The organism is Roseivirga sp. UBA1976 (assembly GCF_002336325.1).
Taxonomy (GTDB): domain Bacteria; phylum Bacteroidota; class Bacteroidia; order Cytophagales; family Cyclobacteriaceae; genus Roseivirga; species Roseivirga thermotolerans.
In genome coordinates this window covers 1-10,449 of the sequence record NZ_DDDQ01000097.1, presented here as the reverse complement: position 1 = coordinate 10,449, position 10,449 = coordinate 1, and the positions used below count along the sequence as shown (strand labels likewise).

5 protein-coding genes are annotated in these 10,449 nt (G+C 43.4%); all 5 read left to right on the top strand.

Annotation, left to right across the window (positions count from 1 at the left end):
- Positions 1-1,205: ABC transporter permease (locus B3763_RS09445; protein WP_286745958.1), on the top strand; the 1,205-nt coding region annotated here is incomplete at its 5' end.
- A 1-nt stretch (position 1,206) separates the two neighbouring features.
- Complete coding sequence (locus B3763_RS09440) at positions 1,207-3,582, top strand: ABC transporter permease (protein ID WP_286745956.1); 2,376 nt, start codon at positions 1,207-1,209, stop codon at positions 3,580-3,582.
- Between the two features lie 17 nt (positions 3,583-3,599).
- Complete coding sequence (locus B3763_RS09435; RefSeq protein WP_286745954.1) at positions 3,600-6,002, top strand: ABC transporter permease; 2,403 nt, start codon at positions 3,600-3,602, stop codon at positions 6,000-6,002.
- The gene (locus tag B3763_RS09430) at positions 6,002-8,386 is read left to right on the top strand and encodes an FtsX-like permease family protein (RefSeq protein WP_286745952.1); all 2,385 of its coding nucleotides are present in this window, start codon (positions 6,002-6,004) and stop codon (positions 8,384-8,386) included. The genes B3763_RS09435 and B3763_RS09430 overlap by 1 nt, the downstream gene beginning before the upstream one ends.
- A gap of 8 nt (positions 8,387-8,394) precedes the next feature.
- Positions 8,395-10,449 (top strand): ABC transporter permease (locus B3763_RS09425; RefSeq protein ID WP_286745949.1); only part of this gene is annotated, 2,055 nt, incomplete at its 3' end.

Sequence of the window (10,449 nt, the reverse complement as noted above, 5' to 3'; positions counted from 1 at the left end):
CTTCTTTCATCCTCTCAGGCTTAAAGCCGGTGGCTGTGCTTCGCAGCAAGGGGCAGTCGTCTTTGGCAGGTAATGCCAATACCCGCAGAGGGCTGGTAGTTGTTCAATTTCTTATTTCGCAGGTACTTGTTATATGCACGTTGGTAGTCATTTCTCAAATGAAGTTCTTTGAAAAGAAGGATTTGGGTTTTAGAAAGTCTTCTATCGTTACTTTTCCACTACCATCAAACGAGGCTGAAAAACTGGACTTGATTGAAAATGAGCTGATGACTTTTCCGGGAGTAGAAAAAGTAAGTTTTTCCTTTGCCAGCCCGCTTTCGGACAACAACATAGGCTCTACTTTTGGCTATGCTCCACTAGAAACTACCGGAGAATTCGATGCCGCTTTTAAGGTAATAGACGAAAACTATCTGGAACTATACGACATTGAGCTGTTGGCAGGAACCGACATTAGCGAATACGATACGGCTCTTGCTGAAGCCTTGATTTCCGAGCAAGCGCTAAAGCTTATGGGACTGGAGAATCCCCAAGACGCCATTGGCGAAACCATCCGTTCGGGCTTTGGTGGCAGCAAACGGGTAGTAGGAGTGTTCAAAGACTTCCACAATAAGAACCTAAGAAATAAGGTAGACCCCATTATAATGGTGAAATACCCCGGCTATTACTATGAAGGTGCGCTGCGGTTTGAAGGATCTGACAATGAGATGCCTGGCCTGATCGCTAAGCTGGAAAGTGCCTGGACGGCTCAGTTTCCTGATATCATTTTCGATTACTCCCTTCTTTCTGATCAGATTATGCAGAATTATGAAGACGAGGCCAATGTGCTAAGACTCTTCCAGATATTTTCCGGTCTGGCCATATTTATAGGTTGTTTGGGCTTGTATGGCTTGGTTTCGTTCATGGCCAATCAAAAGACCAAAGAAATTGGAATCAGAAAAGTGCTTGGTGCTTCAGTGGGGCAAATTCTGAACATGTTTTCCAAAGAAATGCTCATACTCATTGGTATAGCTTTTATACTGGCTGCGCCTATTGGGTTTTACCTGATGAACGACTGGTTAAGCGGGTTTGAGTATAGGATTGAACTGTCTCTATGGGTGTTTGCTGCAGCCATAGGCTTTACCTTACTCATAGGGGCTGTAACCACCGCTTTGCGCTCGTTCAAAGCGGCAACTTCCAACCCTGTAGACTCCTTAAGAAGCGAATAGTATGTTTAAGAACCACCTTCTTTCCATATTCAGAAATTTAAAGCGCAACAAAGGCTATGCTTCTATTAATATAATGGGGCTGGCCATTGGCTTTGCCGCAGCTACACTCATTGCGGTATATGTAAAAAGTGAGTTTACTTACGACAAGCACTATGCAGGCCATGAAAAGATTTACCGACTCAGTGCCGAGCGTTTTGCTCTTTCTTCTATAGCCATTCTCAATCAGTTGAAGAGTAATATTGCTGCGGTAGAGGAGGTGGTAAACATAATGCCAAACCCTTCGGCCAGTTTAACCACAACTTCCGGAAAAAGTCTGGCGGTCAAAGACTACTTCTATACTACGGAAGGCTACAGCCGGGTATTTAGCCATCAGTTTATTTTGGGCAATGCTGAAACAGCGCTTGCCAAGCCCAATGGGCTTATACTTACTGCTTCTATGGCTCAAAAACTCTACGGCCGGGACAACCCGATTGGTGAAAAAGTTCGGGTTAATTCACAAATTTCGGCCGATGACTTTGAAGTGACCGGAGTTATTGCCGATCTGCCCTCCAATACCACACTTACTTTTTCAGCATTGGGCCGGCTACCCCGCGAGTTTGAAGACAGGGTAAAAGATAATTTTTCGTTTACCACCGGGTATAGCTACATGAAACTTGCTACGCCAATAGCCTCCAATGATTTATTGGCGGCTGTTGAGGAAGTAATGTTGCCTTTGGATTATCAGAGACATGGTAGTGGAAAATCTATCGAAGAGTTTACATCCGGTTATTCACCGGGTTTGGTGGTGATGCCCCTGGCCGATGTCCATCTGCAGTCCAATGTTCAGTTTGAGGCTTCGGAGCCGGGCAATGCCAAATATCTCTTTGTGTTTATGTGCATTGCCGTTTTTATTATCGTTTTGGCGGCCATTAACTATGTGAACCTGGCTACCGCCCAGGCATCGAAGAGAGCCAAGGAGATTGGTGTTCGCAAGGTACTTGGTTCGGTAAAGAATCAACTGGTTGCTCGTTTCATAACCGAGTCGGCCGTGGTTGCGCTGGTGGCCGTACTTTTGGGCTTTGGTTTGGCCGAAGGGTCGCTAAAGTTGCTCAGAAATGCGGGTTTCTCTCAGTTCGATACCAACGTATTTGAATACTCCGGGCTGGTATTAGTTATGCTTGCAGTAGCGTTGCTCACCGGTTTGCTTGCCGGTGTTTATCCGGCTTTTTATTTAACTGCTTTTAAGCCCTCTGCGGTGTTAAAAGGAGACTATACGGCAGGTTCGGGGAATAGGGCTTTCAGAAATGGGCTGGTTGTTTTTCAGTTTGTGGTAAGTCTTTCGCTGGCTATTTTCTCTGTTTTTGTTTCTCAACAGCTTCATTTCAGTCTCAAAAAAGATATTGGTTTCGATAAAGCCAATGTGCTTTTAATAGATAACACCAAGTTTCAAATTGGGGAGAATGTAGAAACTTTTCGTTCAGAGTTATTGGCCAAACCGGGTATTAGTGGTGTAGGCTTTAGCCATTACCAACTTACCAATCTGCCTCTTTCAGGTATGATTGAAAATGGAGTTGAAAACGCTGAATACCAGCGAATTCAATACAAGTATACCGATGCGGCTTATGCGCGCCTAATGGGTTTTGAGTTGGTAGAAGGTAGGTTTTTTGATGAGGAGCTAGACGGAGACCGAACTTCTATGCTGGTGAATGAAACACTGGCCAAGAATCTGGGAGGGCACGTACTTGGCCGAAAGTTCGATGCCAATTTTAATGGAAAGGATGTGGAGATTGTGGGAGTGATTAAAGACTTTCATTATGAAGGTTTTCGCAAGGCTATAGGCCCTGTGGCCTTTTTTGGAAGGCCGTATCCCTCTTTGGTTTCGGTGAAGTTTGAAGGCACCTTACAAGAGGCAGCCACCGCGGCTGAGCAGGTATATAGCCAGTTTACTTCCGAACCGTTCGATTATCAGCTGTTTGAACAATCGTTTGATGAGCTTTTCCACAAAGAGAAACAACTAGGGCAGGTCATTAATTTATTCACGGCTTTGGCTGTTTTTGTGGCTGTTCTCGGATTAATAGGGCTTATTAGTTACACTCTCGATCAGCGGGTTAAAGAGATTGGTGTTCGCAAAGTATTAGGGGCTTCGGTTCGGCAAATTCTGGCTATGCTCAGCAAAGAAATGCTTCGGCTTATTGTGCTGGCTTTTCTTACGGCTATTCCGCTTTCCTATTTTGTGGTGAAAAGCTGGATGGCCGAGTTTGCCTATCACATTCCCATAAGTATACTTCCATTTATTTGGGTAGGGGCCATTGCTCTTGTAACCATTCTTGCGGTTGTGGTGGCCCGTTCGCTGGGAGTAGTCATGTCTAATCCTGTAAAAGCACTTAGAACGGAATAAAACTCAAAAACAACATCATGCTTAAAAATTACTTAAAAACGCTTTTTAGAAACTTTGTCAGGAACAAGGTCTTTACGCTCATTAACATTTTTGGGCTCACTCTGGGAATAACCTGCTCCCTCATTATGTTTCTCATTGTTAAGCAGGAAGTAAGTTTTAATCGCTACCATGCCAATCTGGACCATATCTATCGTATTGGGCATATTGATATTGAAAATGGGAGAGAATATACTGGTGGAGGAATTCCGCTGGTTATGCCTGCTTCAGTAAAAGAAGAGATTGTTGGAATAAAGGAAGTCACGCTTATTTCTCACGAACGCTATGGGCTTATATCAATAAACAGGGCCAACGGAGATGTTTCTCATTATGAGGAAGACCCTGAGTTGGTTTATGTGGAACCTAACTTTTTTGATGTGTTTACCTGGCCTACTTTGGAAGGAACCGTTGGTGGTAACACACTGGAGCAGCCCAATGTGGTAGCGCTTACTAAAAAGCTGGCCGATAAATATTTTCCGGGGCAGTCGGCCGTTGGTCAAACCATTCGGCTCGATAAGTCTACGGACTTGAAGGTTGTAGCCGTTTTGGAAGATGCACCGGCCAATTCAGACTTTCCGTTTGGCATCTTCATTTCCATGGAAACCAAAAAACGGAGAAACCCCAACGAGTTCAATCGCTGGGGGAGTATTTCGAGCGATAATGTAGCCTTTGTGCTGTTGGAAGACCATGTGAGTCCGGAGCAGATCGAAGCTCAGTTTCCGGACTTTACCGAAAAGCACTGGAACAAAGAAACTCGCGAGACCCGCACTTTTGTGCTTTCCTCACTCAAAGATTATCATTTCGATGAGCGCTTTAACACCTTTAGCCAGCGCACGGCACCTAAGTCTATGCTCATTGCCTATGTGATTATTGGTGCCTTTCTTATCGTAACTGCCTGTGTGAACTTCATTAATATGTCTACAGCCATGTCGGTAAAGAGGGGCAAGGAAGTGGGTGTTCGCAAAGTGCTTGGAGGGAGCCGCAAATCTCTGGTGCTTCGGTTTTTAGGAGAAACTTTTGCCATTACGCTACTGGCCCTTTTACTCTCTACGGCTATTACCGAAAGGCTTTTGCCTTTGGTAATTGAAGATTTCATTGGAATAGAAGTGCCTTTCAATCCTATTAAGGAGCCTATTATACTCGGCTATTTGCTGGCTACCTTGCTTACGGTTTCTCTGTTGGCAGGTTTGTATCCGGCCTTGGTGCTTTCGGGTACTCGCCCCATTTTGGCCTTAAAAGGTTCTATGAGTCATAATAAGGGAGGGCTTTTTTTTAGAAGGTTTCTGGTGTTCTTTCAGTTTCTTATTTGTCAGCTGCTCATCTTCGGTACGGTAGTGGCCTTAATGCAAATCAACTTTTTCATGTCTGTAGATATGGGCTATGACAAGGAGTGGATATTGAACATAGGACTTGCCCGTAAGGATAAACAGGCTTTGGACCTTTGGGATTCGGAAATTCAGAACATTCCGGGGGTTAAATCGCACTCGTTCAACTTCACCCCTCCGTTTTCAGGCTCTGTTTCAGCCACAGATGTTTATGTCTATGCCAACGATAGCGCAGTAGACCGGTTTACTACTCATGTGAAAATGGCCGATGATCGCTACTTAGAAACGTATGGTCTTAAACTGCTAGCCGGAAAGTGGCTGAACGATAGCGACACGGTAAACCAATTTGTGGTTAATGAAACCTTTCTCAAGGAGGTAGGACTGGAGCCGGAAGAGGCCATCTTTAAAACCATAGAGATATGGGATAAACGTGCCCCCATAGTTGGTGTGGTTAAGGACTATCACACGGGTAGGCTCGATAGTGCAATAGAACCCGTGGCTATGTTCAACGACAGGAGAAACTACAGAAACCTGGGGGTGAGGGTTACGGCTGCCAATGCCAGTGATGTGGTGAATTCGCTCAAAAATATTTGGTACCAGATAAATGAAGAGTATGAGTTTAACTACAGGTATGTAGACCAGCATATTGTAGAGTATTATGAGTTTGAGCGCAAAATGTCTCAGATGCTTACGGTATTTGCTTTCATAGCCATTTTCATTGGCTGTCTTGGACTCTATGGCCTGGTCTCATTCATGGCCAATCAAAAGGCCAAAGAGATTGGTATTCGAAAGGTGCTGGGAGCTTCGGTGCAACACATAGTGGGGCGCTTTTCGCTGGAGTTTGTTGTGCTCGTAGGGCTGGCCTTTTTGGTGGCAACACCATTTGCTTATTGGTTTATGAATAACTGGCTTCAGAACTATGAATATAGCATTAGTATTGGCCCACTCATTTTTGTGCTGAGCTTGGTTACTTCTGTGGTTATAGCTATGGTTACTACGGGCTATCGCTCCTTAAGAGCAGCTACTACCAATCCTGTTCAATCCTTAAGAGACGAATAATGATAGCGCACTACCTGAAAACTTCTTTCCGGGCCTTAAGGAAAAATCCACTGCTTTCCACCTTAAATATTGTGGGCTTAAGTGTTGGCCTGGGGTGCTTTTTAGTCATAGTCACTTACCTCTATCAGGAAAATACCTATGAGAAAGGGTTTACAGATTATGATAGAATTTATAGGCTGGAAGAGGAGTTTTTGGGTATGGGCAGGACGGCCTGGTCTACCAGTAATCTGCAGTATAAACTCAATGAGATTCCTGAAATAGAAAGCTATGTAAGACTGTCTGTCGATCAGGGCAATGAAGCCAAAGCTATAAATGGTGAAAAAATCATAAAAATGCCTAAAGTGCTGAAAGCCACGGATGGGTTGTTTGAGGTATTTGATTTTTCCTTGCAGCAAGGAGATGTAGCCCGGGCTATTGACGGTCCTAATAAAGCGGTGCTGACAAAAGACTTTGCCCGCAGGCTGTTTGCCACGGAAGATGTGATGGGCAAAACATTTGAGTACATGGGTAAAGAGCTTATGGTAACCGGTGTTTTGGCCGATCAGGTGTTCGAAACACACCTGAAGTTCGACTTTATTTCCAGTAACCTGTACAATCCGGAATATACTGACAAGCGTTGGTGGGGCATTGGTGGATACATTTACATAAAAACTACGGAGCCTTTGAAGCCGCAACTCCTTAATAAGCAGCTCGATGAAATTTCTAAGACCTATGTTTATCCGGTGGTTAACAATAGCGAGCTGAGTGCAGAGGAATGGCTATCTTCGGCCAATAAAATTCAATTCTTCGCCAAACCAATACGAGACATCTATTTGGGTAGCAATGAGAAGTTTGAGATAGGGGCCAATGGAGACAAACAGACACGGGTAACCCTTTCCATTATTGGAATTTTTATTCTGGTTATTGCTATCATCAATTTTATGAATTTAACCACGGCTCGTTCATCTCTACGCACCAAAGAGATTGGACTCAGGAAGGTGTTGGGTACCCGAAGAGGCCGTTTGGTGTTTCAGTTTCTTACCGAGTCTACGCTTATTACTTTGTTTGCGGCCCTTATAGGGGCAGGCTTATCTGAACTGTTTATCACCCTGCTCAATCAGAAATTAGGAGAGGTGATTGGTCTTTCCATACTGAGTTATCCAATGCTCGGTGTTTACATTTTGCTGGGGGTATTGGTGGTAGGTTTTTTGGCTGGCATTTATCCGGCTTTCTATCTGTCGTCCGTTAAAATGATTCCGTTGCTCAAAGGAATGAAGCTTGGGCAAGTATTGAACCTGGGCAATGCACGAACCTTAAGAAACGGTCTGGTAGTGTTGCAGTTTACTATATCTTCTACACTCATTATTGGTTCATACTTTGTGTATAGCCAGTTGCAACACTTAAAATCAGTCGATGTTGGTTTCGATAAAGAGCAGGTTCTGGTGATTTCGCATTCGTTTGACGCTACAGTTAATTTAGAGGCTCTTAGAAATGAATTATTGACAGTTCCCGGAGTTGAGCAAGCTAGTTTTAACAGCCGTCTGCCGGCCGATAGGTCTGTCAATATAATGTCTACCATGTTGGGGCCTGAAAAATCCGTGGCATTCAATGCCTTTCAGGTCGACCCGTATTATGCCGAAACGCTGGGGCTACAGCTTTTGCAAGGCAAGTGGTTTTCTCCGGGCCAATCTGTAAGCGATTCTCTGGTGGTGCTTAATAGGGCAGGTTTAGAAGCCGTGGGTCTGGAAGGGGATCCCGTTGGTCAGGTGTTTGGTAACTACTGGCGAGTAATAGGGGTGGTAGAAGATTTTATAGTAGACAATTACCGTGAGCAAATAGGGCCGGCCATTATGACCTATGATCAGTCCAGTCCCGGTCAACTGGCCATTAAGCTGAGCTCGCAAAACGTGGCAGCTACTGTAGCTTCTGTGCAGAAAGTGTGGGAAGGGCTTATGGCAGGTCCATTCGAATATAAGTACCTCGATCAGAATTTTACCGAGATTTTAAACAAGGAAAAGCAGAATGCCGATGCAGTGTTGGTGTTTACTATTCTGGCCATTTTCATTAGTTGCCTTGGGCTGTTTGGTTTGGCTGCTTTTATGGCCGATCAGCGGGCTCATGAGTTTGGTATAAGAAAAGTACTCGGAGCGAGTGTTGCGGATATAGTCAGGAACTTTGGTTTTGACTTTACCCGACTCATAGTCCTGGCCTTTGTGGTGGCAATTCCTGTGTCTGTTTATGCAGTTAACCTCTGGCTCAACGGTTACGCCAATCGTATAGAGTTGGGCGTTTTGGGGTTTGTTATTGCCGCTTTGCTTTCCTTTGGTATAGCATTTCTCACCATTGCCTTTCAATCCCTCAAAGCGGGTCGCCTTAACCCGGTAAAAACCTTAAGAAACGAATAAACCATATCATGATAAAAAATAACCTCATTCTTGTATTTAGAAGACTTCGTAAGGAGAAGGTCTTTTCCTTGGTCAATGTTCTAGGTTTAACTGTTGGCTTAACCGCATTTTTGATGATTGGCCTGTACATAAAGCATGAAGTCAGCTTTGACCAATTCCATCGGGATAAAGAGAACATTTACAGAGTAACATCTAAGTATAGGGATAGAGAATGGAGAGGAGTAATTGCAAGCGATTACGTTCAGTTTTTTAAAGATGATGTTGTCGGTCTAAATAGCTTCTCTCGAGTAAGTGTTAGGAACGAGGCTACTTTAGCTTCAGGTGGGGGGAAGGAGTTGAACTTCAAAGGTAAGCTATCAACAGATAGTAACTTTTTTGAGTTTTTCTCATTCGATCTTATTGATGGCGTGCCTTCATCAGTATTATCTACTTCAGGTAGTGCTGTTATTACCGAAACCTTAAGCAAAAAGTTGTTCGGAGAAAAAAGTCCGATAGGAGAAGAACTGCTCATTGAAAAAGGAAAAGAGGTATATACCATTACCGGTTTGGCAAAAGATCCGCCATCTAATAGCACCATTCAGTTTGAGTTGGTCACTTATCAGGAAGGAATATTTAAGAATAATTTCGAGCAGACCTCTGGTTTAAGAAATGTTATCACCTATCTCAAGTTACAACCAGATGTGTCACTAGATAATGTGCTGGATAAAATAGATGCCGCCAAAAACAAGACTCCTTATACCATAATGACTAAGGATGAGGTTTATGGATTGTCCCCAATCACAGATCAAAGACTTTATGCTGATTATGTCGTAACATTTTTTGAGAAAAATGACATTCGTTATCTACAGTTGTTTGGGGGTATAGCTGTAGTGGTACTTCTATTGGCCATTATTAACTACATCAACCTTGTCACTGCGCAGGCTGCTAAAAAGGCTAAGGAGATAGGGCTTCGAAAAGTGATTGGAGCAGGGAAGTTCCAGTTGATGATCTATCAGTTTGCTGAGTCAATTGTGGTGGTTGTGTTTTCTTTTGTTTTGGCATTTGCTATTACGGAAAGGTTACTGCCACAATTCAATTCGCTACTTAATAAAGATGTAACCCTTCAATACTTTGGCTCAACGTTTTTTCTATGGGTTATTGTCTCAGGGGGACTTATTGGCTTATTGTCTGGCTTGTACCCGGCTATTCAAATAATGAAGGTAAAGCCTCTCGCCATTATTAAGTCATCATCTAGCGGTAGTAAGCAAAATACAAGTTTCAGAAAGGTTTTAGTGCTTTTCCAATTTACCGTTACGGCTATCCTGATTTGTTGTCTATCCATTATGATCGGCCAAATGGATTATCTGAAACAAAAAGATCTTGGGTTTGCTCCCGAAGCGCTTATTAGCGTCACGTTAGATAGTGATTCTACACAGTCATATTTTCCTTTGCAGCAAGAATTTTTGAAGATACCCGGAGTTCAAAAAGCAAGTTTAGGTGGGTTTAAGCCAGGTGGATACGCATACATATCGGCTATGGATGCACCGAATGTTCAAGGAGAGGATGCTAACGGACTTGGAGGAGACGCCATAATTGGAGATGCTTCTTTTATAGATGTGATGGAGATGGAGGTTTATTGGGAAGAACACGATAAGGCCATTGAAGAATTCAAGGAAGGACAAGTGATTATCAATAAATCTATGGCGGAAAGCATAGGAGCGCTTGATAATCCAGAAGACAAACGCATCTATGGATGGAATGATAAGGTGGGAAAAAAGGTGATTGCTATTGTTGAAGATTTCCACATGAAATCCTTAAAAGACGTGATTGAGCCCATATCTATCTACTACTTGAATGATTGGAGGGTACATAACATTCTTGTTAAGGTAGATATGAATAACCTTTCAGCCACTCTGGCGGGGTTGGGAGATCGATATGAATCATTTTTTGGAAGGCCTTTTGAATTTAGCTTTCTAGACGATGAGATTGCCGAGTTCTACAAGAAAGAAGAGGGTCAGTTTAAACTATTCCAGCTTTTTTCTACAATCGCATTGATTATTTCCCTTCTTGGGTTGGTTGCATTG